This is a genomic window from Blautia sp. OM06-15AC (assembly GCF_003481425.1).
Classification (GTDB): domain Bacteria; phylum Bacillota; class Clostridia; order Lachnospirales; family Lachnospiraceae; genus Fusicatenibacter; species Fusicatenibacter saccharivorans.
On sequence record NZ_QULD01000013.1, the window covers coordinates 42201 to 65839 of the forward strand.

General features: G+C 49.9%; 22 protein-coding genes and 1 other annotated feature. Of the genes, 11 read left to right on the top strand and 11 right to left on the bottom strand.

All coding sequences use genetic code 11. The annotated features are described in order from the left end of the window. Positions 1-100: 100 nt before the first annotated feature. Positions 101-472: a hypothetical protein gene (locus tag DXB83_RS14185; protein WP_118595600.1), complete on the bottom strand. Its 372-nt coding sequence runs from the start codon at positions 470-472 to the stop codon at positions 101-103. Between the two features lie 97 nt (positions 473-569). Then, positions 570-1409 (bottom strand): DegV family protein, encoded by an 840-nt coding sequence (locus DXB83_RS14190; protein ID WP_118595628.1) that lies wholly within the window; start codon positions 1407-1409, stop codon positions 570-572. A 326-nt stretch (positions 1410-1735) separates the two neighbouring features. Here DXB83_RS14190 and DXB83_RS14195 point away from each other — a divergent pair, with 326 nt between their 5' ends. The 3 genes from DXB83_RS14195 to DXB83_RS14205 are packed head-to-tail and all read left to right on the top strand — an operon-like array spanning position 1736 to position 4232. After that, complete coding sequence (locus tag DXB83_RS14195; protein ID WP_022461993.1) at positions 1736-2617, top strand: magnesium transporter CorA family protein; 882 nt, start codon at positions 1736-1738, stop codon at positions 2615-2617. A 6-nt stretch (positions 2618-2623) separates the two neighbouring features. After that, positions 2624-3130 (top strand): DUF5721 family protein, encoded by a 507-nt coding sequence (locus DXB83_RS14200; RefSeq protein ID WP_055221274.1) that lies wholly within the window; start codon positions 2624-2626, stop codon positions 3128-3130. Between the two features lie 34 nt (positions 3131-3164). After that, on the top strand, positions 3165-4232 hold the full coding sequence (locus tag DXB83_RS14205) for an ethanolamine utilization protein EutH (protein ID WP_118697773.1): 1068 nt from the start codon (positions 3165-3167) through the stop codon (positions 4230-4232). Between the two features lie 88 nt (positions 4233-4320). Here the strand turns inward: DXB83_RS14205 and DXB83_RS14210 are convergent, their stop codons facing one another. Both DXB83_RS14210 and DXB83_RS14215 read right to left on the bottom strand, forming a co-directional pair. Further along, the gene (locus tag DXB83_RS14210; protein WP_117509736.1) at positions 4321-6300 is read right to left on the bottom strand and encodes an oleate hydratase; all 1980 of its coding nucleotides are present in this window, start codon (positions 6298-6300) and stop codon (positions 4321-4323) included. Positions 6301-6519: 219 nt separating this feature from the next. Further along, a complete protein-coding gene (locus DXB83_RS14215) occupies positions 6520-7086 on the bottom strand; it encodes a TetR-like C-terminal domain-containing protein (RefSeq protein ID WP_022461989.1) in 567 nt (188 codons plus the stop codon). Positions 7087-7429: 343 nt separating this feature from the next. Here DXB83_RS14215 and htpG point away from each other — a divergent pair, with 343 nt between their 5' ends. From htpG to DXB83_RS14235, 4 genes are all read left to right on the top strand, one after another. Then, the gene (htpG, locus tag DXB83_RS14220) at positions 7430-9505 is read left to right on the top strand and encodes a molecular chaperone HtpG (protein WP_118697774.1); all 2076 of its coding nucleotides are present in this window, start codon (positions 7430-7432) and stop codon (positions 9503-9505) included. 82 nt (positions 9506-9587) lie between these two features. After that, positions 9588-11015 carry a Na+/H+ antiporter NhaC family protein gene (locus DXB83_RS14225; RefSeq protein ID WP_279221692.1) on the top strand — a complete coding sequence of 476 codons (1428 nt, stop codon included), beginning with the start codon at positions 9588-9590 and terminating at the stop codon, positions 11013-11015. 223 nt (positions 11016-11238) lie between these two features. Next, the gene (locus DXB83_RS14230; protein ID WP_117509759.1) at positions 11239-11610 is read left to right on the top strand and encodes a CidA/LrgA family protein; all 372 of its coding nucleotides are present in this window, start codon (positions 11239-11241) and stop codon (positions 11608-11610) included. Next, positions 11607-12299 carry an LrgB family protein gene (locus DXB83_RS14235; RefSeq protein ID WP_055267500.1) on the top strand — a complete coding sequence of 231 codons (693 nt, stop codon included), beginning with the start codon at positions 11607-11609 and terminating at the stop codon, positions 12297-12299. The genes DXB83_RS14230 and DXB83_RS14235 overlap by 4 nt, the downstream gene beginning before the upstream one ends. Before the next feature lie 125 nt (positions 12300-12424). Here DXB83_RS14235 and DXB83_RS16705 read toward each other — a convergent pair whose 3' ends face one another. The 3 genes from DXB83_RS16705 to ilvB are packed head-to-tail and all read right to left on the bottom strand — an operon-like array spanning position 12425 to position 14887. Continuing rightward, positions 12425-12628 (bottom strand): hypothetical protein, encoded by a 204-nt coding sequence (locus DXB83_RS16705; RefSeq protein WP_055227113.1) that lies wholly within the window; start codon positions 12626-12628, stop codon positions 12425-12427. An 18-nt stretch (positions 12629-12646) separates the two neighbouring features. Further along, positions 12647-13156 carry an acetolactate synthase small subunit gene (gene ilvN, locus DXB83_RS14245; RefSeq protein WP_022463092.1) on the bottom strand — a complete coding sequence of 170 codons (510 nt, stop codon included), beginning with the start codon at positions 13154-13156 and terminating at the stop codon, positions 12647-12649. A gap of 12 nt (positions 13157-13168) precedes the next feature. Continuing rightward, positions 13169-14887, bottom strand: coding sequence for a biosynthetic-type acetolactate synthase large subunit (gene ilvB, locus DXB83_RS14250; RefSeq protein ID WP_022463091.1), 1719 nt, complete (start codon positions 14885-14887; stop codon positions 13169-13171). A gap of 71 nt (positions 14888-14958) precedes the next feature. Further along, positions 14959-15234 (bottom strand) — a binding site (T-box leader). A 144-nt stretch (positions 15235-15378) separates the two neighbouring features. On the opposite strand from ilvB, the gene DXB83_RS14255 reads away from it, so the two are divergent. After that, entirely contained in the window at positions 15379-16500 is a 1122-nt protein-coding gene (locus DXB83_RS14255; RefSeq protein WP_118595595.1) for a phosphotransferase enzyme family protein, read from the top strand. A gap of 104 nt (positions 16501-16604) precedes the next feature. Here the strand turns inward: DXB83_RS14255 and DXB83_RS14260 are convergent, their stop codons facing one another. Next, the gene (locus DXB83_RS14260; RefSeq protein ID WP_118697775.1) at positions 16605-18620 is read right to left on the bottom strand and encodes a beta-galactosidase; all 2016 of its coding nucleotides are present in this window, start codon (positions 18618-18620) and stop codon (positions 16605-16607) included. A gap of 161 nt (positions 18621-18781) precedes the next feature. Between DXB83_RS14260 and DXB83_RS14265 the strand changes: the two genes are divergently transcribed. Continuing rightward, positions 18782-19603 (top strand): helix-turn-helix transcriptional regulator, encoded by an 822-nt coding sequence (locus DXB83_RS14265; RefSeq protein ID WP_118697776.1) that lies wholly within the window; start codon positions 18782-18784, stop codon positions 19601-19603. A gap of 79 nt (positions 19604-19682) precedes the next feature. On the opposite strand, the gene DXB83_RS14270 is transcribed toward DXB83_RS14265, so the two are convergent. The 3 genes from DXB83_RS14270 to DXB83_RS14280 are packed head-to-tail and all read right to left on the bottom strand — an operon-like array spanning position 19683 to position 22057. Then, positions 19683-21077, bottom strand: a complete 1395-nt coding sequence (locus tag DXB83_RS14270) for an NAD(P)/FAD-dependent oxidoreductase (protein WP_055267487.1) — start codon at positions 21075-21077, stop codon at positions 19683-19685. A gap of 24 nt (positions 21078-21101) precedes the next feature. Then, positions 21102-21365, bottom strand: a complete 264-nt coding sequence (locus tag DXB83_RS14275; RefSeq protein WP_055221292.1) for a hypothetical protein — start codon at positions 21363-21365, stop codon at positions 21102-21104. 23 nt (positions 21366-21388) lie between these two features. After that, positions 21389-22057 carry an HAD family hydrolase gene (locus tag DXB83_RS14280; RefSeq protein WP_055221324.1) on the bottom strand — a complete coding sequence of 223 codons (669 nt, stop codon included), beginning with the start codon at positions 22055-22057 and terminating at the stop codon, positions 21389-21391. 174 nt (positions 22058-22231) lie between these two features. Between DXB83_RS14280 and DXB83_RS14285 the strand changes: the two genes are divergently transcribed. Together DXB83_RS14285 and DXB83_RS14290 are read left to right on the top strand one after the other, a co-directional pair. After that, positions 22232-23053 (top strand): Cof-type HAD-IIB family hydrolase, encoded by an 822-nt coding sequence (locus tag DXB83_RS14285; protein ID WP_118697777.1) that lies wholly within the window; start codon positions 22232-22234, stop codon positions 23051-23053. Positions 23054-23196: 143 nt separating this feature from the next. Further along, entirely contained in the window at positions 23197-23568 is a 372-nt protein-coding gene (locus DXB83_RS14290; RefSeq protein WP_055267483.1) for a hypothetical protein, read from the top strand. Positions 23569-23639 lie beyond the last annotated feature (71 nt).

A 23639-nucleotide genomic window follows, 5' to 3' on the forward strand; every position in this document is an offset into this window, starting at 1 on the left:
TATTTTCGGGGATTGCTATAAATCTCTATAACAAAAGCGCTTATCACTCCGGGATTTTCCCGTCTGTGGTAAGCGCTTTTACTTTCTTTAACAATTCTGCTTATTCCGCTGTACTTTCGCTGATGGAATCTGCTGTGCTGTCACTTGCCGTATCTGCTGTGCTGTCCGAAGATGTATCGGAAACATCAGAGCTGTCGCTGGTGTCATCTGCACTGCTGTCGCTGGATGTGTTGGTCTCGCTCAGATAATTCTGAATATCCGTCACGTTCATCGTTGTGGTTTCTGTCGTGCGGTTCGCCTTTTTCTCTGCTACCGAGTTCTGGTAAACAGCAACGGAGAACCAGCCGATCAGGGTAGCCAGAACAACGACGAAAGCGGTAACTTCCAGTCTCGTGATCCATCTTTCACGTCTCATGATTTTCTCACGGTTCGCTTTTTCCTTTTTATAGCGGTCAACTTTTTCCTGACTCATGGTTCTACTTCTCCTTTGATTTCTAAAAAGTGCTCGGCGGCACTTTCAAACATGTTGAAAATTATACTACATTTTCAACAAAAAGGGAAGAGAAAAGTTATAATGCAATGATAATTCCGCCGTCATTTGCATACATACTGCTGACGCCCTGGGTATCGAGTACGAAGACATCCTGTACCGCAAGGCGCTCCAGAAGGGCTTCTTTTACCATCTCGGCGCGCTCCGGGCAGTTGCAATGAGAGATGGCAAGCGTTTTGTTTTCTACATGCTGTGCGTCATTTACAATGGCATCGACCATTTTCATCAGTGCTTTGTTGATGCCGCGCGCCTGATCAAGCTGTACGATATCGCCCTCCGATGTGGCTCCCATAACCGGTTTGATCTTAAGCGCGGATGCAACAAGTGCTTTCGCCTTGGAAAGACGGCCGTTTTTCCGCAGAGTTTCGAGATTTTCCAGCACGAAATAGGTGTGCTGTGTGCTGATATAGAGTTCTACTGTCTCTACGACGCGCTCAAAGCTCATGCCGGCTTCCTCGCACTCCACGATTTTTTTCACGATCAGGGTCTCTCCTATCGATGCGCTTCTGGAATTGAATACGTGAATCTTCAGATCCTCGTTCTCCTCCTGCGCCAGGTTTGCACCGAGCACTGCGCTGTTATAGGAACCGCTGAGCTGTGCGGAAAGTGTGACCGCGTAGCACCGTTCTGCTCCGTTCAGAAAAGATTTCCGGAAATAATCCGGCGACGGGCAGGCGGATTTCGGGCACTCCGGGCATTCCGCTACTCTCTTTAAAAAATATTTCTGGTCAAATGTCTCGTCATCCAGAATGGATTCTCCGCCGACTTCCAGGGTCAGCGGTGCAATTTCAATATTTCCTCTTTTTTTCATATCTGCTGTCAGTTCACAGCAGCTGTCTGCAACAATGTGAAAACTCATATATTTTATCCCTCCAAACTTGATTCCGCTTTTTCTCACTGCGGACGTTTCGTATTTCCAATCACCGCTCTTTTTCAAACCTTCCTGAACTAGGGACGAATTCGACACAGTGAATTTTTTGATATTTTGTCATGTAGTTTTGATAACTACATTTTATCATAACACACTTAGTGCTCCATTGCAAAAAGTTTTTTCCCAATAAAAGTTTTTCCGTTAAAAGTTTTTTCCTTTTCTTGTCGCACTCCCCTTTTTGCGGTATACTACGGTCATACGGCTTTTTTGTTTATGGATATTTTTCCATTGCTTATTTTCAGGAGGTGGTACGTATGGAATGGACTTTTTCGGATTCGGTCCGGCTTTCCCTGCTTTCGTTTTCGGAAGCTTCCAAAGCCTGCGCGGCGCTGCCCGGATTTTCTCTTTTCCGGCGCAGTCTGCAGCCGGAGCGCATCGAATACTGCCGCGCAGAGCTGCTGCCTGACTGCCTGGTCGGATCGCTTGCCGTCCCGGACAAGACGCATCCGCTTCACCTTGCATTCTCGCTTGCGTTTTATCTCGACCGGGGGCAGCTTATTCTGGCAGCCGACGAACAGACACTTCCGGCTTTGCAGAGCCTCCTCTTCCCGGAAGAACCGCTCGATACTTCCGATGTCTTCCACCTGTTTTTCTCGTTTCTGGAATCGCTGATCCAGGAGGATATGCTCTATCTGCAGAATTTTGAGAAGCGCCTCGCGACAATCGAGGAGTCTCTTCTCGACACTCTGCCAAAAGAGCTGCAGCGGACCCTGATCACGATCCGTCGGGAGCTGCTCGTGTTCCATGCCTATTACCAGCAGCTTCTCGACATGTGCGAAATACTCTCCGAGGACGAAAATCACTTTCTTCCCCCGGAATGCGCCCGTCAGTTTTCGCGCCTTGGAAACCGCGTGGACCGTTTGTACGACCACACCCAGATGCTGCGGGAGTACGCCCTGCAGATCCGCGAGATGCAGCAGGCGCAGATCGACCTGCGTCAGAACGATACGATGCGGATTCTGACGGTCGTCTCGACGATCTTTTTCCCGCTTTCCCTGATCGCCGGCTGGTACGGCATGAATTTTACGCATATGCCTGAGCTTTCTGCCCCGTATGCGTACTTCATCCTGATCGGCGTCTGTATTCTCATTGTTGCTGTTGAAATTTGGTATTTTAAAAAGAAAGGCTGGTTTTAACTACGGATGATTATCCTGCAGATTACACAGTTAAAGAATTTTATGAACACCCTGCTCCGTCTCGAGACATTTGACCGCTTTCCCGTCTCCGAGGCATCGATCACAACGTTTACGACGTTCTCCATCGACGGCAGTCTTCACACGGACTTTTTCGATCCCGATGACGCGCAGCTCTTAAAAGAAAAAGGGCGGACGCGGCTTCTCTGGAAAGATGTGAAATCGTTCTGCTATTCCGTCATCAAAGGAAAACGGACACCTCTGCAGTTCAAATTTGTGTTTCAGCTTCCGCAGGCGGCGTGCGAAAAAATGATCGCGGACCATGCGCTGCCGCTGGAAATAGAGAACGTGTTTGGATGCTTTCTGAATTTTCAGTATAAGGACGGAAAACTCTTACTTACCACCGGAACTTCCCTCAAAATCTTTACGATGGACAAGTCGCTCGACCGCGTCTTCGATGAGGAAGTCCGCCAGTTTCTGCTGAAAAATGAAATTGCATTTGAAGAACAGATATAAAGACAAAATACTTATTTAGAAAGGTTCTCTTTTTATGAATCAGATTATTATGTGGATCATGGCAGTCGGCACGGTACTCGGCGGTGTCGACCGGATCGCTGGCAATCGCTTCGGATTTGGAAAACGGTTTGAGGAGGGCTTTATGCTGCTTGGACCGACGGCACTTTCCATGTCGGGCATCATCTGCCTCACCCCGCTGCTCTCCCGCTTTCTCCGTTTCGCCCTCGTTCCCATCTGGAACTTTTTTGGGCTGGATGCGGGACTTCTCGCCGGCATTCTCGCCATTGACATGGGCGGCTACCAGCTCGCCGGAGAGCTTTCGGCATCGCAGGAGATGGTGCGCTACGCAGGACTTGTGATTGCGGCGACGCTTGGCTGTACCATCACCTTTACAATTCCGGTCGGCATGGGAATGCTGAAAAGCGGCGACCGCCTCTTTTTCTCCCGCGGCATGCTGATCGGCACGGGCACGCTTCCCGTCACGATGATCGTCGGCGGACTGCTCTCAGGACTCTCTTTTCTGCAGATCGTACTTCAGTCGCTCCCGGTGCTCCTCTTCTGCTTTCTGCTGATGTTCGGCATCTGGCGTTTTCCGGAGCAGACCGTGCGCGCGTTCACGGTATTTGCAGATGTGATCCGGCTTCTGACGACGATCGGCCTCATCGCGGGCGCGTTCTGCTATATGACTGGCTTTTCGCTGCTCCCGGACCTTGCGCCGCTGGAGGACGCGATGGCGGTCGTCTCGTCCATCGGCATTGTACTGCTCGGCAGCCTTCCGACGGCGGAGCTTTTACAGCGGGTGCTCAAAAAGCCGCTCTCTTTTATTGGAAGAAAAACCGGCATGAACGACAGCAGTGCCGCCGGCCTTCTGATGGGCATTGTCAGCCCTGTTCCGGCGATCACAATGATGGAAAAAATGGACGAGCGCGGAAAGATTGTAAACGCAGCTTTCCTCGTCTCCGCCGCATCGACCATCGCCGCACATATGGGATTTACGTTCGGCACCGATCCTGATTTTGTCGTGCCGCTTCTCGTTGCAAAGCTCGCTGGAGGCATCGCCGCCGTCTGTGCCGCACTGTTTTTCACGAAGAAATCTGCTTAATTGTTTGAGAGCATACATAGCAACGCAATAAGACCTGCGCCGTTTGAAAGCGCAGGTCTTATTGCATTTCTTACTTATTTTCTATTTCTTATTTCACCATATCCTCTTTAATAATTCCATGCTCTTTTAAGAGATCTCCAACTACATTTCCATCTACCAGTTTCAGCAGAGGTTTTTTCAGCAGGTTGAGCGGTCCAGGAAGCTCGATTTCCAGCGGGGATTTTCCATCCATCAGTTTCACGGAGCTGTCCAGCAGGTCGCGGATATCGTAAACGCTGCCCCATACTTCCGGCACGCCGCGGTCTACGCCGAGGAGTCCGTAAACAGCTTCCATTGCGGTACGAACGGAATACTCTGTCGTGAAGATGGTATCTCTTGGTGTCTCAGCGAACTGTCCGAGGAATGCGAAGTTGACGCAGCCATCCGGGATGACATCCGGGCGGTCGCCCTTTCTTCTTGGCATAAAGAATGCGGTGATGTACGGCATCATGGTCGGTACGCAGACAGCGCTGTTCTCTGCCAGCTCCGGAATCTGGTCAACCGGCACGCCGAGGTGGTACAGCCACTCTTCGGTGATCTCTTTACCAGTGCACTCTTTCATCGGTTTCTTCACATAGTCACCAGGTACGTCGGTGAACAGGCTGTAAACCCATACGCATACCTTATCTTTATCCTGCTCTTTGAACTGTCCCTGACGGTTGATGGTCCAGCTTAAAAGCCACTTGGAATCCTGGCAGCTTACGATACCGCCGGTAACAACCTTTCCGGTTCTCGGATCACGTTTGCAGATATTGGTGATATACGGAATGATCTTATTGTCGAGAGTGGTAATTGTTGCGGATTCCCAGTTTGTCTTTGCAATATCGGAGCAGAATTTCTCCGGATGTCCAAAGGACGGATCCTGTTTTGCAATGTTTTTCCACAGGCTCCAGCAGCCGCTCGTGCGGACCTCTGCATCACCGTTCGGTGCATGGTTCTGATCGCCGTAGATCGTGCCTTCGGTGCAGCTTCCGTTGGTAACGAAGACGAGGTCATTCTCGGTGAGAACGATGCCTTTCTCGACGCCGTTTACTTTGCACTCGATGGCTTTTGCTACTTTCTTTCCATCGTTGATTTCAAAGATAACGTTGGTTACTTCGGTATTGAACTGGAAGTCTACGCCGGCATCCTCGAGGTATTTCTTCATCGGAAGAATCAGGGATTCATACTGGTTGTACTTCGTGAATTTCAGTGCGGAGAAGTCCGGCAGTCCGCCGATGTGGTGAATGAACCGCTGGAAGTACAGCTTCATCTCCAGTGCACTGTGCCAGTTTTCAAATGCGAACATCGTTCTCCAGTACAGCCAGAAGGTGGAATTGAAGACTTCATCATCGAAAACATCCTCGATCGTCTTGTCGTACAGATCCTCGTCTCTTGTCATGAAGAGTTTCATGATCTCCATGCAGCCTTTCTGGCTCAGGTTGAACTTGCCGTCGGTATGGGCATCCTCGCCGCGGTTCTTCGTTGCACGGCACAGGGAGTAGTTCGGGTCTTTTTTGTTCAGCCAGTAATACTCATCAAGAACGGATACACCAGGTGTCTCAATTGACGGGATGCTGTGGAACAGATCCCACAGGCACTCGAAGTGGTTTTCCATCTCACGGCCGCCTCTCATGATGTAGCCGCGGGTCGGATCGTAGATACCGTCGCAGGCACCGCCGGCGATGTCCATGGCTTCCAGAATGTGGATGTGATCGCCTTTCATCTGGCCGTCTCTTACAAGGAAGCACGCTGCTGCGAGGGCTGCGAGGCCGCTTCCTACGAGGTATGCGCTCTTCTCATCGACGCCTTCCGGTTTTTCCGGTCTTGCGAAGGCTTCGTAGTTTCCGTTGGTGTAATAAATGCCTTTGCTGTTTTTCTTATCTTTTCCGCGCTCGGTGTTGCGGTAATCATTCTTTGGTTCTGATGTTACAGTGGTTGTCTCCGCTGCTTTTTTTGCTTCACTCTTGTTTTTTGCCTGCAGCACTGCTGCTCCAGCTCCGATGACTGCTGCTGATGCGATTCCGAATTTTAATCCCTTTTTTGACATAGACGTTCATCCTTTCTTTTCTAAATACGACTGCCGGAATGTTTTTTCGAATTTCCGGTTCGTATAGGTTATGCTGCTTTCTTTGTTTTACAAGTTTCTATTTGTGTTGCCATTGTCTGTTGACAATTTGAATCTTACTTCATTTTTCCCCGCTTTTCCATTTACAAAACAGGGCGGATGATTAAATTTTTATCATCCGCCCTGTTTTGTAAAGTGTAACTATATTTTATTTCTTTTTTCAAAATTTCGGATGGAATTGACGACATTTCCTTCCATCGTGCGGTGCATTTTTTCCGCAATCATATGGTAATCCACTTTCATTCCGTCTTTGATCCAGTCAAGCATGACACCGGTAAAGCTATACTTATAGAAATCTGCGATAAAACTCTGATCCGCCTCAGAGATGCCGGTTCCCTTTGCTTTTTCCTGCACGACACCGTACAGCAGATCGTGCGTCAGATGAAAGAGATATGTTTCGATCTGCTCCCGGCTTACAGAGTGATAGACATTCATAATAAATGGTTTATTCTCGAGCACTGCCTCAAAAATCTGCTGCAGGCCCTCCTGCCATGTCTCATACGTTTTCTTCCCCTGCAGCGCCTGCGTCGCATCCTCCAGGCACGACCATTCGACAAGATCGTAGATATCCTTAAAATGATAATAAAACGCCATCCGGCTGATGCCGCAGTCTGTCGTCAGATCGTTGATCGTAATTTTGTCCAGCGGCTTTTTCAAAAGCAGCTTTTTTAATGACGCTTCCAGCGCCGCCTTTGTCGCATTTGTCATGTATTTCCTCCATTTTTCTTTTATGTACCCTCGGAATCTTTCTGTTCGAAACGCTTCTATGCTTTTTCATTGTAGCATATCCATTCTCCAGAAACAACTGCGCAGCCCTTCTGATCAGACTTTACAAAAAGTTTAGAAAGTACCGTAATACCAGTAAATTCAATACTTTCCGTTGTTCTGTTAGCACTCTTTTTTCTCGAGTGCTAATTTTTCCTTGACTTTTCCCTGTGCCAGTATTACTATAACTATCAGAGCAGTAAAAAAGCTGCAGACATCTAAAAAAGCATGATATCCCCGCTTTGCTGGATCAAAATATTTTTATAAGAAAAGGAGTGTGTTTCTCATGAGTGCGAAACATGGAAATCTTTCAATCAACAGCGACAATATTTTCCCGATTATCAAAAAATGGATGTACTCCGACCACGATATCTTCGTCCGCGAGCTCGTTTCCAACGGCTGCGATGCCATCACCAAACTGAAAAAACTCGACGGCATGGGCGAATATACTCTGCCGGATGACTACAAAGCAGCCATTCAGGTGATTGTAAACCCGGATGAGAAAACCTTAAAATTCATCGATAACGGTATCGGTATGACCGCAGACGAAGTCGAAGAATATATTACCCAGATCGCCTTCTCCGGCGCTACCGAATTCCTGGAGAAATACAAAGACAAAACGAATTCAGATCAGATGATCGGCCACTTCGGTCTTGGTTTCTACTCTGCTTTCATGGTAGCAGATGAAGTTCACATCGATTCTCTTTCCTATAAAGAAGGATCCACCCCGGTACACTGGACCTGTGACGGAAGCACCGAGTACGATATGTCCGAGGGCAGCAAGACAACTGTTGGTACCGAAATCACTCTGTTCCTGAACGAGGACTGCCTGGAATTCGCAAACGAATACCGTGTCCGCGAAGTTCTGGAAAAATACTGCTCCTTCATGCCGGTTGAAATTTTCCTGTCCAAAGCAAATGCGCCGCAGGAATACGAGACCATCGATGAAAGCGAATTAAAAGATGACGACGTTGTCGTAGAGCACATCCACGAGGACGCAAAATACGAAGAGAAAGAAAAAGAAGACGGAACGAAAGAGCAGGTTGAAGTTTCCCCGGCCAAAGAGAAAGTAAAAATCAACAAACGCCCGGTTTCCATCAGTGATATCCACCCGCTGTGGACCAAACATCCAAACGAGTGCAGCGATGAGGATTATAAAGAATTCTACCGCAAAGTCTTCAACGACTACCGCGAGCCGCTGTTCTGGATCCACCTGAACATGGACTATCCGTTCAACCTCAAAGGTATCCTCTACTTCCCGCGTATCAACACCGAGTACGATTCCATCGAGGGAACCATCAAGCTGTACAACAACCAGGTATTTATTGCCGACAACATCAAAGAAGTCATTCCGGAATACCTGATGCTCTTAAAAGGCGTCATCGACTGCCCGGATCTGCCGCTGAACGTATCCCGAAGCGCACTGCAGAACGACGGATTTGTCAAGAAGATCTCCGAGTACATCTCCAAGAAATTCGCTGACAAGCTCTCCGGCATGTGCAAAACCGACCGTGAGAATTACGAGAAATACTGGGATGATATCAACCCATTCATCAAATACGGATGCATCAAGGACGAGAAATTCTCCAAGAAGATGATGGACTATATTCTGTTCAAGAACATCGACGGAAAATATCTGACTCTTGAGGACTGCATCAACGAGAATAAGAAAGAAGAAGCTCCTGCAGAGAACACCGAAGAGAAGGCTGAAACTACGGAGAATACCGAAAATACGGAAAACGCTGACGAGAAGAAAGAGCCGGAAAAAACGACTGTTTACTACGTCACCGACGAAGTTCAGCAGAGCCAGTACATCAACATGTTCCGCAGTCAGGGCATGGATGCTGTCATCCTGAAACACAACATCGACTCCGCTTTCATCACCCATGCAGAGCGTTACAACGAGCATGTAACTTTCCAGCGCATCGATGCAGATCTGACCAACGATATGAAAGACGAGTCCGGTGAGGATCTGACCGACGCTACAAATACTCTGACCGATCTCTTCCGCAAAGTCCTCGACAAGAAAGATCTGACCGTCAAAGTTGAGAACCTGAAAGACGAAAATGTATCCTCCATGGTAACGCTTTCCGAGGAGAGCCGCCGGATGCAGGATATGATGAAGATGTACGGCATGACCGGCATGGATCCGTCCATGTTCGGCGGACAGGAAACCCTGATCCTGAATGCAAAACATCCGCTCGTTCAGTACATTCTGAAGAATGGCGAGAACGGCAACACATCCCTGTTCTGCGAGCAGCTGTATGATCTGGCAATGATCAGCCACAAACCGCTCTCTCCGGACGAGATGACAAAATTCGTAAGCAGAAGTAATCAGATTATGATGCTCCTCGCAAAATAATAAAGCACAGGCACAGCAAAACGCACCTCTTATAAAAAACGCCGGATTTCTGGAATTTACCAGATGTCCGGCGTGTTTTTTCCTGCTTTTTTACTTTACGATTTCTGATCCAGATGATAGAATAATTCTATTCGCCCTATTAAAAAATAAGGAAAATCACACGAAAGGTCTGGTATTTATTTCTATGAAAAAAGGAAAGCCATCCGCCCTGCTCCCGATCGCCGTTTTTCTGGTGTTTTATCTGGGGTTCGGCATTTATTCCGAGTATATTTTAAAAATTCCGATGGGCTTCTACAACATCCCCATCGTCGTCTCGTTTCTGACAGCGATCCTCGTCGCCTGTCTGCAGAACCGCAGTGTCTCGTTTGAAGAAAAGCTCGCCCTCATGGGACAGGGCATCGGGGACAAAAACATCATCACAATGCTGCTGATCTTCCTCGCCGCAGGCACGTTTGTCGGCGTTGTCGGAAGGAGCAGTGCAGAGAGCGTTGCCTATTTCATGCTCTCCTGGATTCCGGCAAAGTATGCCGTCGCTGTGCTCTTTGTCGTTGCCTGCTTCGTCTCCACGGCCATGGGAACCTCCGTCGGAACGATCACGCTTCTCGTGCCGATCGCCGCTGCTGTTGCCGAGACCTCCGGCTTTTCGCTGGCGCTCTGCGTCGCCTCCGTCATGGGCGGATCCATGTTCGGCGACAACCTCTCCTTCATCTCCGACACGACAATCGCCGCCTGCAACGGACAGGGCTGCGAGATGAAAGACAAGTTCCGCGAAAACTTCTGGATCGCTCTCCCGGCTGCTCTTGCCGCGCTGGCGCTGATCCTTGTAATCTCCTTCCGACAGGCGCCGGGCACACCGATCGTCCACGAATACCATCTGCTGCAGATGGTTCCGTACCTGCTCGTGCTGATCGGCGGCATCGCGGGCATTCAGGTGTTTGTCGTACTCCTTATCGGTATTGCTTCCGGTGCCGTTATCATGCTCGGTACGGGACAGACGACGCTCTTGGATATGCTCTCCAGCATGGGAAGCGGCACTTCGGGTATGTTTGAGACATGTATGGTTGCGATTCTCGTCGCTGCGATGTGCGCGCTGATCCGGGAAAACGGCGGCTTTACTGTCCTGCTTCGTGCCATTCACAAAATCTTCCGCGGAAAAAAGGGCGGCCAGCTCGGTGTCGGCATTCTCGTCGCGCTGCTCGACATTGCGACCGCAAACAACACCGTCGCGATCGTCATGGCAAACCCGATCGCAAAGCAGATGTCCGAGGACTACGGCATCACCCCACGGAAAACGGCATCGCTCCTCGATACCTTCTCCTGCATCTCACAGGGCATCCTGCCGTACGGCGCGCAGATGCTCGTGGCGATTTCCGCGGTGCATGAACTGGGATATGAGCTCTCCGCCTTTGAAATCATGGCAAACCTCTTCTATCCGGGCATGCTGCTTGTCAGTTCGCTGATCTTTATCTTCGTTCTGCCGGATCGGAAAAATGCCGAAAGCAATGCTTAAAAAGTTCCGTATCGGATCAACTCAAAAAATTATGTTAAAATGCCCACCGATTTCACTTTTTCGTTTGATTGGCGGGCATTTTTTTGCTTTTTTTGGCAAAAATAGCCAAAATTGCAGTAACATTTACGGTTGAAATTCTTTTACGCGGGTAGTATAATCGGGGTCGTGACATTGAGAAGGAGTGATGTTATGTGGGTTATGGGGAGAAAGGACAACAGAAAAAGTGAAATTATTAAGACAGTTCCTTGTAATTATGGCGGTTTCGTTCGTCGGAGAAATCCTGCACGCCGTGCTGCCGCTTCCGATTCCGGCAAGTATCTACGGCCTTGTGCTGATGCTGGCGCTTCTGATGACGGGGGCATTAAAACTTGATACCGTCGAGGACGCAGGCAAGTTTATGATTGAGATCATGCCGGTCATGTTCATTCCGGCGGGCGTCGGCCTGATGGAATCCTGGGGTGAATTAAAAGCCGTTCTCGTTCCGGTTCTCGTGATTACGCTCGTCAGCACCATCGTCGTTATGATTGTGTCCGGACGCGTGACACAGGCGGTCATCCGGCTGGAAAAGAAACACAAAGGAGGGGACGCAAAATGACAAATATGCTCTGTGAATCTGCATTTTTCGGCGTTGTCATCAGCCTTCTGGCGTATGAGCTCGGCATGCTGTTAAAGAAAAAATTTGGGCTTCCGATTTTCAATCCGCTGCTGATTTCCATTGCAGTCGTCATTGTATTCCTTGCTGTTTTCGATATCGATTATCAGAATTATAATGACGGTGCAAAATACTTGAGCTATCTGCTGACTCCTGCAACGGTCTGCCTTGCGATTCCGCTGTATGAGCAGATGGAGGCATTGAAAAAGAATATCAAAGCCATCCTCGCCGGTATTCTCTCCGGCGTGCTGACGAGCCTTACCGTGGTTCTCGCGCTGGCGCTGATCTTCAATCTGAATCATAAAATGTATGTAACACTGCTGCCGAAATCCATCACAACGGCCATCGGCATGGGTGTTTCGGAAGAGCTCGGCGGTGCGGTGACGATCACGGTTGCCGTTATCATCATCACGGGTGTGCTGGGAAATATGCTGGCGGAGACGCTCTGCAAGCTGTTTCACATTGAGGAGCCGATTGCAAAGGGCATCAGTATCGGATCGGCCTCCCATGCGATCGGTACGGCGAAGGCCATGGAGATGGGCGATGTCGAGGGCGCGATGAGCAGCCTTTCGATTGCAGTTGCAGGTATTCTGACTGTGGTCGGAGCGTCGATTTATGCGATGTTTATCTAAAAACGAACACTGATAAAAAGCAGAAAAAATCCGGGAATGGAAAGCAATGTAAAACTTTCCGTTCCCGGATTTTCTATCCCTGAAATTCTATAATTAAAAATTAAAATTCCGACTGCAGAAACTCTTCAATAAAAAGAAGCGCAGTAGCACTCCGGCCCTTCCGGGTCAATGCAGATATGCTCGAGCGTTCCGCTGTGCATCGAAAGCCCCATCGTCAGATCCTGCACAATCTGCTGCTTCGCCGTCTGGCGGTGCTCATAGATGTACTGATACACACTTTTCTTATTAATCTTTTTTAACGTAATTGTGGTAATACTCTTTTCGTTCACGCAAAAACGTCCTCTCTTTTACCGCTCCATCACATTGATCGACTCGATACCGACGCTTCCGCCGCGCACGACTTCAATCTTGCCGAATTCCTCTTTCATCAGCTTCACAACTGCATCGTTTTTCGTCGCTGTCTGGACAAACTCGAGCAGCAGGCTGTCTTTTCCGTAGTCGATGACCTTCGCCTTGAACGTCTCAGCGATCTGGAACAGCTCGACTTTGTCAGCTGCGCTGCAGTTGAATACCTTGATATACAGAATCTCTTTCATGCGCACAAACACGTCGGTGAAGTCGATGACTTTGATGACCTCGACCATGCGGTTCAGCTGTTTTTTGATCTGCTCAAACGTCTCATCGTCACTGACCGTGGCGATCGTCATACGCGATACGGTCGGGTCCTCGGTCGTTCCGACGGTCAGGCTGTCCAAGTTATAGCTTTTTGCGGAAAAAAGCCCGGAAATCTTGGAAAGGACACCAACCTGGTTTTCTACGTACAGTGAAATCCATCTTTTTTTCATTCCCTTATTCATCGCGCTCTCCTCCTAACAGTCCATAATCATATCTTCGAGCGTTCCGCCCGGCTTGATCATCGGGTAAACCATCTCCTCCGGATCGATGATAAATTCGATGATTGTCGGAGTCTTGGTGTTTTTCTTCGCCTCTTCAAACGCAGCCGCGATATCCTCTTTCTTCATGACACGGATTCCTTTTGCGCCGTAACTCTCAGCCAATTTGATAAAATTCGGCGTGTATTCCGGGTACTCTTCTCCGTCTGTTCTGCGGGAAAGTGCACCGGCGCGCAGGTTTGTCATGCTGTACCGTTTGCCGTAAAACAGCTTCTGCCACTGGCGTACCATGCCGAGGTATTCATTATTGAAGATACACAGGATGACCGGCAGCTCCTCGAGAACGGCAGTCGCCAGCTCCTGAATATTCATCTGCATACCGCCGTCACCGGAAATCGCGATGACCGGTTTGTCCGGGTTGCCGATTTTTGCTCCGATCGCGCCCGGAAGGCCGTATCCCATCGTTCCAAGGCCGCCGGACATGATGATCTGGCGGTTTTCGGTAATGTCGACGTACTGACTTGTCAGCATCTGGTGCTGTCCGACGTCGGTGACGATAATCGCATCGTCAAACTGCTCGTTGATCGCGTTGAAAATATCGAGCGGTCCCATCACGCCGTTCTGGCGCATCGTCAGCGGATGCTCGTTCTTCCAGGCATCGATCTGGGCAAGCCATTTCGATGTGGAGCATGGCTCTACGTACTCTGCCATCTTCGTGATCGCCTCTTTTGCATCGGCTACGATCGGGATATCGACATGGATGTTTCGAGAGATCGAAGCGGTGTCTATGTCGATGTGGACGATCTGCGCGTGCGGGGCAAATTCATGCAGCTTTCCGGTGATACGGTCATTGAAACGTGTTCCGATCGAGAACAGCAGATCGCACTCGCTGACTGCCATATTCGCCGCATACGCGCCGTGCATGCCAAGGTTTCCGATGAACAGCGGATGTTTCGTGGAGATCGCGCCGCGTCCCATAACGGTTGTGACAACCGGCACCTGTGTTTTCTCGACCACTTCGCGGAACACTTCCTGCGCATGTGCGATGTTGACGCCGCCGCCGGCAAGGAACAGCGGGCGTTTTGCTTTCGAAAGCATCTTTAACGCACGTTTTAACTGGCCGATATGAACGCTGGTGTTCGGTTTGTAGCCGCGGATGTTGACGTTTTTCGGATACTCTGCGCTGCCGAACTCTGCCATGACATCTTTTGGAAGGTCAATGAGAACCGGGCCCGGTTTTCCGGTGCGTGCGATGTAGAATGCCTCTTTGATGATGCGTCCGAGATCTTCACGGTTTCTTACCGTCACGCCGTATTTCGTGATGCTGCGGGTGATGCCGACGATATCAACCTCCTGGAATGCATCGTTTCCGATGAGGTGGCGGGCTACCTGTCCGGTGAAGCAGACAAGCGGAACGCTGTCGTAGTTTGCCGTTGCAAGACCGGTGACCAGGTTGGTTGCACCAGGGCCACTGGTAACGAGGCATACGCCGACTTTTCCTGTCGTTCTCGCATAGGCATCCGCCTCATGCACCAGCGCCTGCTCGTGGCGCGGCAGAACGATTTTGATTTCATCCTGTTTGTAAAGCTCATCGCTGATGTCAATGGTGCAGGCTCCCGGATAACCGAAGAGATACTCGACACCCTCCTCCTTCAGAGCCTTTACCAGAAGTTTGTTTCCTGTAATCTGTTTCATATGAAAACCTCCTGTTCTAAATTTACTGCATAAAAAATCCCCGAACATAAAACACCTTTTCTGTGCCTTACGTTCAGGGAGAATGTTTCCATCCACGGTACCACCTGAATTCCAGAAGAATACACTTCTGCTCATTCCGTACAGGATTTAACTTTTTTCATCCGATACGGCATCCCGGTAACGTAGGAACTACGTTGGAGCCTACTTGGAAAACATTGCTGTCCGCTTTTTCTGTTCAGTCCACTGCTCGAGGGCTACTTCCGCAGGCACGCTCACGGAGATTCTCACCAGCCATCTCCTCTCTTTGCTTTGCGCCGCCAGGTACTCCTCCCTGTCACTGCATTTTAGGTTTTGTTTTTTCTTAAATTACTGTCTATTATAGTCGGAAATGCCGCTCGTTGTCAATCGTTTCGCGCCCTTTTCTTGACTTTTCGCCCTGCGTGTGCTTTACTTAATCAGGTTTTTCTAATTAAAATAAGGAGTTTATACCCATGATGATTACATACACACAGGAAGAACTCTCTTCCATTGTCCACGCATTTGCTTTCCCGGGAACGATTACAGACTGGACGCCGCACGGGAACGGCCATATCAACGATACGTTTCTGGTGCGATCTACCGAAAACGGCGTCCTCCGCAAATCGATTCTGCAGCGCATGAACCGCACCGTTTTCCACAATCCAACGGAGCTGATGCAGAATATTGCACAGGTAACATCATTTCTGCGGAAAAAAATCACAGCCGCAGGAGGAGATCCATTCCGCGAGACGCTGAACCTGATTCCGACGACAGACGATGCCTGGTTTTTCGTCGATGAGCGCGGAGAATTCTGGCGCGCATTTCTCTTTATTTCCGATGCGTCCTGCTATGATGCCGTGACAGATCCAAAGCTGTTTTACGAGACCGGTAATGCTTTCGGCCGCTTCCAGCAGATGCTCTCCGATTTTCCGTCCGCCTCTCTTTTCGAGACGATCCCGGATTTCCACAACACACCGCTCCGCTACCAGGCGCTTTTACAGGCGGTACAGGCGGATCCGAAAGGACGGCTGAAAAACGTTTCGGATGAGATGGCGTTTTTCCTCGACCACGCAGACGATTACGGCGTAGCCGAGCGCATGAAGGCCTCGGGCGAGCTGCCGCTCCGCGTAACGCACAACGATACGAAGCTGAACAACATTATGATTGATGACAAAACCGGCGAGGGCATCTGCGTCATCGACCTAGACACCATTATGCCGGGACTGTCGATCTTTGACTTCGGCGATTCGATCCGCTTCGGCGCGAATACGGCCGCTGAGGACGAACAGGATGTCTCGAAGGTGTCTCTTTCCCTTCCTCTCTTTGAGAGCTATACAAAGGGCTTTCTCGCAGGCTGCGCAGGCTCTTTGACCCGCGCGGAAGTCGAAATGCTGCCGATGGGTGCAAAATTAATGACCCTCGAATGCGGCATCCGTTTTCTCGCCGATTACCTGATGGGCGATACCTACTTCAAAACCGCTTACCCGGAGCACAACCTCGTACGGGCGCGGACACAGATCGCGCTTGTAGCGGATATGGAGGAGAAATGGGGCGAGATGGAGAATATCGTCGCACGGGCTTCGTTTTCCCACTAAGCACCCGCATAAATTCACAGCATCAAAAAGACACAGCTGGAAGTATCTTTCTGCCTCCTGCTGTGTCTTTTTTGTTATCTTTCTACTATACAATATGTTTTATATTATGCTCTCGGAACGCTGACAATCCGCAGATCGTATTTCTTCAGCATCTCGCCGCCCTGTACTTTCTCGCCGGTCAGGATATCTTCTTTTCCGTCGAAGACTGCCGGAAGCGGAATCTCCTCATCTTTGAAGTTGATGATAAAGTACAGATCCTCGCCGTCTGCCTGGCGTTTTGTGATCTCGAGTGCTGTTGCTTCTCCAATCACCGGCTGGATGGCTGCGCTGTCTGCTGCCATAGCAAGAATTTTTGCAAGGCCGCTCTCAGAAAGGTCGGTTCCGACATAATATACGGTTCCTTTTCCGAACTGATTTTTTGCAACAGCAGTCATGCCTGCATAGAAATCGCTCTCATACTGTGCAATTTCTTCAGCTCCTTCGAGGTGCATCAGGTCACATACGAGACGGCACTCTTCCTCGGTTCCGTCTGCGAAACGGATCTTGTTTCTCTGCTCCGGTGCAAGAGCGTCGATCTCTTCTACCCATACGCCTGCCATTTTTCTGAGCGGTCCCGGGTATCCGCCGAGATGAACGTTGTCCGACTGTCCGACGATACCGCTCATGTAGGTGGTGATGAGGGTTCCGCCTGCCTGTACATAAGCCTCCAGGCTCTCTGCCACACCGTCTTTTACCATGTAGAGAACCGGTGCTGCAACGAGGTCATATTTGGAGAAGTCCGCGTCGATCGGGATCATATCGACAGCGATGTTCTTGTTATAGAAGTAATTGTACATCTGCTCGATCTGGTCTACGTAACGTAAATCGCGGTTCGGTCCGCTGGTGTACTCCAGTGCCCAGTAGTTTTCCCAGTCGAAGATGATGCCGACTTTTGCGTGGTTCTCGGAGCCCATCACACGGCTTCCGATTTTCTCCAGTTCTTTTCCGAGCTGGGTTACCTCACGGAAGACACGGGTATCTGCGGTTCCTGCGTGTGCGATAACAGCACCATGGAATTTCTCGCATCCGCCGACGCTTCTTCTCAGCTGGAAGAACTGAATCGTGTCTGCGCCGTGTGCAACGGTCTGATAGCTCTGTGCGCGCATCTGGCCCGGTTTCTTTAAGGAGTTGTACGGCTGCCAGTTCTGCTGGCTCGGAGTCTGCTCCATCAGCATGAACGGTGCGTCTTTGAGGCCGCGCATCAGGTCGTGGGTCATAGCTACGTGGCTCCATGGTGTATTGTAGCTCGGGTAGTTGTCCCAGGATACGATATCCATTTCTTTTGCCCACTTGAAGTAGTCGAGACCTTTGTACGTTCCCATCAGGTTTGTGGTGATCGGTGTTTCTTTGTCGTATTTGCGGATCGCGTCACGCTCCATTTTGTAGTTGTTCAGCATGCCGTCGGAGTTGAAACGCATGTAGTCGAGGGACATTCCTGCAAATGCAGTGCCGCTTCCCCATGGCATTCCGTCTCCCAGATCGTTCGGCGGTACAATCTCGTCCCAGTCGTAGATGGTGTGGCCCCAGAACTCCATGTTCCATGCCTTGTTGACTTCATCGAGTGTTTTGTATTTGTCTTTCAGCCATACGCGGAACGCTTTTGCACAGTTCTCGCAGTAGCACTCGCCGCCGTACTCATTGCTGATGTGCCAGCAGACGATGTTTTTGTTGTCGCCGTAACGCTCTGCCAGTTTTTCTGCCAGGCGTTTTGCATATTTCTGGAAAACCGGGCTGTTCGGGCAGGCATTGTGGCGATGACCGAATTTGTGATGGCGTCCTTCGAAATCGGTTCTTGCCACTTCCGGATAACGGTGTACCATCCATGCCGGGAGTGCGCCGGTGGATGTTGCCATGACGATCTGAACGTCCTCTTTTGTCAGGGTGTCTACGATCTCATCGAGCTCTGTAAAGTCGTACTCATTCTCGGACGGCTGGATTTTTGCCCAGGAAAATACGTTGATCGTGGTGCTGTTGATGCCGGCCTGATGGAAAAGTTTCATATCCTCATCCCAGATCTCTTTTGGCCACTGGTTTGGGTTGTAGTCTCCTCCGTATAACATTTTTTTGAATTTTGGCTGCATTTTTTTGATTCCTCCTGTGTTTGGATATCTCGTTTTGATGGCTCTATTATATACTGGTCTTTGTGAGAAAAGTATGATATGCTTGTCTAAAAAGTATGAATTTTCGAAACTCATTCCGGAATCTTATTTTAGACTTTTCTTTCAGAAAGGAACTGACTGTTATGCCTATTTTCTTTAAACCATCCGCCTCTGATTTTTCCCTCTCCGCTGACAGCATCGGCAACCGCTGGCTGCAGGAGCCCGTTGTGCGCCCGAACGGATTCCCCTTATATCACTGGATTCAGACGGAACGCGGCGAAGGGCTGCTGACCCTCGAAGGCCAGGAACTTTTGCTGAAACCAGATGACGGTGTTCTGATTGCTCCGCATGTGCCGCATGAATACCGCGAAAACGACGGCAGCGGGATGTGGTTTACATCCTTTCTGACATTTGACGGAAAGCTCTCCGATGATCTCTATAAAATCTGTGCCGTCTCGCCATATCTTTTCGTTCCGGCCTCAGAGGGCGCGTGGTTTCAGGAATGGATTGACCGCATAATCGACTCACATTTTCTGAAAAATGACATCGACGATGCTGCGCTCTCCGTCGGATGCTTTGAGTTCCTGACACGCCTTTCCCAGCTTCGCACCGGCCTTTCCCGGACGGAGCACCCTCTGTATCTCCAGTATGTCCGCCCGGCAATGCAGGAAATCGAAAGTCGTCTTTCCGACCCGCTCAATGTGGATGATCTCGCGGAACAGCTCCATATCACGCCGCAGTATCTGACACGCCTGTTCCAGCGTTTTGTCGGCAGCTCTGTCCGCTCGTACATCAGCGTTCTGCGCATCAGCCGCGCCAAGGAGCTTCTCATCAGCCGTCCCTACACTACGCTCGACGGCATCGCCTCCCTCTGCGGCTACCGCGATGTCAGCTACTTTATCTCGGTTTTCCGCCAGCAGGCCGGGACAACGCCGAAGCAGTTCCGGAAGCTGTACGGCATATAATCTGAAACACCCCTCTTTCCGGCACAAAAAAAGATCCTCCGTCTCATTTCACAGACGAAGGATCTTTTTTCGTTCTCTCTTATTTCATGCTTTTCAGAATGCTTCTCGCAACCGACAGTCCGTTTGCGCTTGCCTGCTGGAGGCCGCGGGTTACGGATGCGCCGTCGCCGATGGCGCGGAGGCCTTTAACGCTGGTGCAGAAGTCTTTGTCTACGACAACTTTGTTGGAATAGAATTTGACTTCTACGCCGTACAGCAGTGTCTCATCGCTGGCGATACCCGGTGTTACTTTGTCGAGGGCTTCGATCATCTCGGCAATGTCGACCATGATACGGTGCGGGAATACCAGGGAAAGGTCGCCCGGAACGGCATCTTTTAAGGTCGGGATCAGGTTATTGCGGCAGAGACGCTCTTCTGTCGTTCTTCTTCCGCGTTTGAAATCGCCGTACGTCTGAACGAGGATCTTGCCGTCGCAGAGCATGTTGGAAAGCTGTGCGATCTGTTTGCCGTACTCGATCGGGGTTTTAAATGGTTTCGTAAAGTTCTTGGATACCAGGAGGGCAAAGTTCGTGTTGTTTGTCTTGAACTCCTGGGATTTGTAGGCGTGACCGTTTACAACTGCCAGACCGTTTTCATAATACTCAGTTGCCACCTCACCGGACGGGTTCGTACAGAAGGTACGCACTTTGTCGTCAAAAGTCGGGGTATAGTAAACGAGTTTTGCCTCGTACAGGTTCTTGTTCAGGAACTCCATGACCTCGTCGCGGACTTCCACGCGGACACCGATATCGACGGTTCCGACCTCGGTCTCGATGCCGTGGCCGTTGCAGATATGTGAGAACCAGTCGGCTCCCTCGCGACCTACTGCGGAGACAATCTCATCTGCCTCGTAAACCGTTCCGTCCTCAAGTGTTACAGCTGTCGCACGGCCGTCCTTGATCGTAATATCATTGACCATCGTGTTGAATTTCATTTCCACGCCGATCTCTTTTAAGTGATCCTCGAGGCGGCTGTAAATCTTGTAGCCCTCCTCAGTTCCGAGATGGCGGATTGGACATTCGATCAGCTTCAGGTTGGCGTTGATCGCTCTGCGGCGGATCTCACGGATCTCTTTTTCTTTATCGACACCGTAAACATTCTTGTCTGCGCCGAAATCCAGATAGATCTGGTCGGACTCATGGATCAGCTCAACCGTCTTTTCATATCCTAAAATCTCCGGCAGATTTCCACCGACATCCGGGGAAAGAGAAAGCTTTCCGTCGGAAAATGCGCCTGCTCCGGCAAATCCCGTTGTGATCGAGCACGGTTTGCAGTTCACGCATTTTTTCGTTTTTCTCTTTGGACACTGACGGCTCTCGATCGAACGTCCTTTTTCGATCATCAGCACCTTCAGATCCGGTTTTTCTTTCAGCAGTTCATAGGCACAGAAAATACCTGACGGGCCTGCGCCGATAATAATGACATCATATTTCATTCTTTTTTAATTTCCTCTCGTTTTTTATCCCATCACGATCAGATACTGTCCGTCCGGCAGGGCAAAGACTTCGCTCTGCTCTTCTAATTCTGCATCCGACATTTCTTCCACGTCCATGCCCTCTTCTTCCATGTAGGCGCGCACGTCGTCCAGATTGTCGGCAACGACTGCAAGGCAGTCCTCCAGAAAGGCCTCTGCCTCATCGTAATTTTCAGCCACCGGCTCGTCGAATAACTGGCCCTGATTCATTAAAAATGTGTTGATGCATTCTTCAGTATATTCTCCCATTCTGGTTTTCTCCTCTGTTCGTTTTATTTTTCCTGATTCTTTCTGTGAAAAAGCGTTAAGATTTCCTCCGGCCGGTCGAGCAGCTCCATCGCATGGTTGTCGATCAGCTCCTGGCGCGGGCGGAATCCCCACGTCACACCAACGGTAAACATGCCTGCGGCGTTTCCGGTCTGCATATCCGTATTGGTATCGCCAAAGTACAGGCACTCTTCCGGTCTGGCGCCGAGTGCGTCTGCAATCGCGAGCGCACCGATCGGAGACGGCTTTCTCGGGATTTCTGCGGTCTGCCCCTGAATCCGGTTGAAAAAGCCCGGTCCGTACACGCTCTCCACGACGTGGATGGCCGCCTCGTGCGGCTTGTTGGAACATACGGCAATCGGAACTTCTTCCCGCAGCGCGGTCAGGGTTTCCCGCATATTAGGATACGGTTTTACGTGATACAGCGGGTCCTCGTTGAACCACGCGCGGCCAAGGCGGATGCCCTCCTGCAGATAGTTGAGCTCTGCATCTCCGGCGTCTTTTAAAGCGCGCTCCACTGCCAGATCGAAACCGTCTCCGGCGTAAAAGTTGAAGGCTTCTACCGGGCGCGGCACAAGTCCAAAATGTTCCAGAACGCGGTTGACTGCGTGCGCAATCGACTCTACAGTGTCTGCGATGGTACCGTCCAGGTCAAAGATACAAGCTTTTATCATATTCTGACTTCCCTTCTTTGTCTCTTTTGTTCTTCGATTTTCTTTCTTCTCTCTCTTCTTGTCCGCAATCATTATATCCTGTATTTTTTCCCTGCGCAACCATATTTTCTTTTCCGGCACTTTATGCTAAAATGAAACTGTTTTTCAGATTCTTGGAAAGGAAAAAAAGAGAATATGAATCAGACTGTGAAAATATTTTTTACCGATATGGATGATACCCTGCTGAATTCCGAAAAGCAGGTGACAAAAGAAAACATGGATGCCATTTCAGAGGCACTTGCTGCCGGCCACAAAATTGTGTTCAACACCGGCCGCCCGCTCTCCGGCTTTCTGCCGATCTTAAAAGAGCTCGGACTTGACCGCGAAGGCTGCTATGCCATCGCTTTCAACGGCGGACTGATTTACGACTGTGCTGCAAAGAAAACGCTGTACCGCCGCACGATTCCGCTCGAATATGCACGCGTGATCTTTGAAAAAACGCAGGAGGCAGGCCTCTACTGCCACACCTACTCCGACACCTCCCTTCTCTGCCGCCATGCAGGCGAGGAAACGCGCGTTTACACACAGGCAATCCACATTCCCGTCGTGGAAGATCCGCTTCTGCCGGAACACCTCGCCGAGGAACCATGCAAGATGATCGTGATTGATCTCCACGACCGTACAAAAATGGACGCTTACCGCGCTGCCATGGAGCCGTGGGCAAAAGGAAAAATTTCGATGTTCTACTCCAGCCCGCATTACCTCGAGCATGTCCCGGAACACGTTTCCAAGGGCCATGCCGTGAAAAAACTCTGCGAGCTTCTTCAGATTCCGCTTGCCAACACCGTGGCTGCCGGAGATCAGGAAAATGATATTTCGATGATCGAGGCAGCTGCCGTCGGTGCCGCCATGAAAAATGCGACCGATGCCGTAAAGGCGAGTGCCGATTATATCACGGAAAACGACTGCAATCACAGCGGCGTGGCGGAGATTCTTCGTAAGTTTATCCTTGCCTGATTCTGTTTCTGTGTCAGGAAACCTTCTTTTTCTTGTTTTCTTTGGCACTTTTTCCGAATTCTGTAAGATTTTACTTTCTTTTTTGTTGAAACTGTATTACAATAGTTTCAAAGGACGGCATTTGAAAGGAGACTTGAATCGAGATGTCACGAAAATCAAAACGTATTCTGCTTACTCTGGCTTCTGCCGCTGTCGGCGCAGCCTGCGGTGCGGCAGTCTATTTTATCCGGAAAGGAAAAGCAGATCTTGAAACAGATTTTGACGATTTTAAAGACGAATTTGAAGAGGAAGAGCCTGCTCCTGCTGAACGTACTTATACGACCCTTCCGAAAACGAAAGGTGCGGAGGATGCTGCACCGGATCCGGAATCTGCAGCTTGCAATAAAGGTTCCGAAACAGCTGATACAGAAGCTGAAAGCGAAACCGCAGAGTCCGAAGAAGAAGACGCTGAAAAAGAAAGCTGTGCGGATCGTGAAGTTTCTCCACAGGAAGAAAGCGAAGTAACCACAGAATAAAACCCAAAAACAGAATATAGAAACATAAGGAAGTAATTCCTGGGGAGGGAAACCTCCCCTTTTTTATGGAA